We start from the raw sequence: 1,549 nt of genomic DNA, 5'->3' as shown, positions 1-1,549 counted from the left end.
CGGCCGGGCGGGACGCGGGGAGCCGCGGGCCGGACAGTCCTATCGTAAACATTCAGCCTGGGCCGCGTGGGTGGCGATTGATGGCATGACGTGATGCCGGTCAGCGCGGGTGCGCCTCCGGTGAGTGGGTGCTGTCGGGCAGGGGTTGTGTTTCAGGCTGGCGCGGTGGGCCAGCCGGGGATCCAGGCCTGGCCGGTCATGACCTCGCGCAGGGTCGTCATGACGTCGCGGCCGTGTTTGGCGGCGGTGCGCAGGTAGCCGAGGATCGTGTACCGGTCCTGGGTGACCGTCTCGCTGCTCAGACGCCCGGAGATGTTCTGCTGAAGTTTCGCCGGTCGCAGTTCGCGTTCGGCGTCGTTCGAGGTCGCGGGCACGGCCGGGTCGGTGAGGAACCGCAGCACGTCGGCGTGGCGGTCGCGCAGGAACTCCACGAGCAGGCGGGCGGGGCGTTCCCCGGGGCGGGTGCCGTGCGAGGCCGTGGCGGACAGGCCGACCTTCACCCCGTCACGGAACAGGCCGAGCAGTTCCTGAACGCTCGGCAGCGCCGGGCCGGCCGGGGGGTGCAGTAGTGGCAGTGAGCCGGGTCGTGCCGGGCGGCGAGGCCGGCGGTGTGGCGGGTGAGGTTCGCGTGGTGGATCAGTCCGCGCAGCGCGTCGGCGGTCTGCGCGGGCCAGTGCTCGTCGGGGTAGGTCTCCCCGGCGGCGGCCAAGTCCCTGGTGAGGTGCTGGGCGCAGACCTGGTGGACCAGGCCGAGGATCCAGGTCGTCGGGGTCGTGCTCGCCCTCATCGCCGGTGGGGTCGGCGAACGGGCCGCGGGCGGCGGGGTTGAAGAAATCGTGGTCGTAGAGGTGGTAGCGGTCGTGCACGACGGTCGCGCCGCCGGCGGCGAGCTCGGCGAGCACCGAGGTCTGGAACGTCGCCAGGTCGCGGTCGCCGAGCAGGAAGTGGGTGTACAGGTCGGTGCAGGCGACCAGCAGGTGGCGCTTCGCCTGGGTGCGCCCAGGCCGGGGCAGCCGCGGGCCGACCCGGATCGGGGTCTCGTCCATCACGACGACCGCGCACAGGGTGATCAGTGCCCGGATCCGCTGGTGCGCCCAGCCGGCGCAGATATCCCAGCAGCGGCGCCAGTCCCTTTGGTGACAGCAGCTGCGCGTAGCCGACCGCCCTGCGGTGCGTCAGGAACCGGTCGACCGCCTGCGGCGTCAGCCTGCCCGCGTCCAGCCCTTGACCGAACAGCCACCGGCTCAGGTGCGTCATCAGCAGCATCTGCCCGTACGCCGACCCGCTGGCATACCCCAGCCGGAACAGCTCCGCGGTGAACCCTGCCGCATACGGCTCAAGCGGGCCCACAACACAGGCCCGCGACGGATCTTCTCCCACCAACACCCTCCTCGTCGAAACCAACGAGGCCAGTGTCGATCACAAGGGCCGGATTATGCCGACCTTCCAGCCGCAGATCAGGCCGCCGCCAGGCACCACCGCCGCGAGGGCGGTATAACACGGAGGTCGGCGTAATGCACGATGCAGGTTTGCACGACCGTCTGGGGCT

At 71.0% G+C, this 1,549-nt stretch carries 1 protein-coding gene; it reads right to left on the bottom strand.

The features are described from left to right. Nucleotides 1-152: 152 nt before the first annotated feature. Nucleotides 153-1,046 carry a transposase gene (locus MJ797_RS26035; protein ID WP_255739519.1) on the bottom strand — a complete coding sequence of 298 codons (894 nt, stop codon included), beginning with the start codon at nt 1,044-1,046 and terminating at the stop codon, nt 153-155. Between the last annotated feature and the right edge of the window lie 503 nt (nt 1,047-1,549).

This window comes from Protofrankia sp. CiP3, assembly GCF_917627345.1.
Lineage (GTDB): Bacteria > Actinomycetota > Actinomycetes > Frankiales > Frankiaceae > Protofrankia.
This window is presented reverse-complemented; position numbering and strand designations above follow the sequence as displayed.

Bases quoted from the DNA above. Each gene is read 5' to 3' on its own strand.
- MJ797_RS26035 (WP_255739519.1), bottom strand. From the start codon at position 1,046: ATGGACGAGACCCCGATCCGGGTCGGCCCGCGGCTGCCCCGGCCTGGG.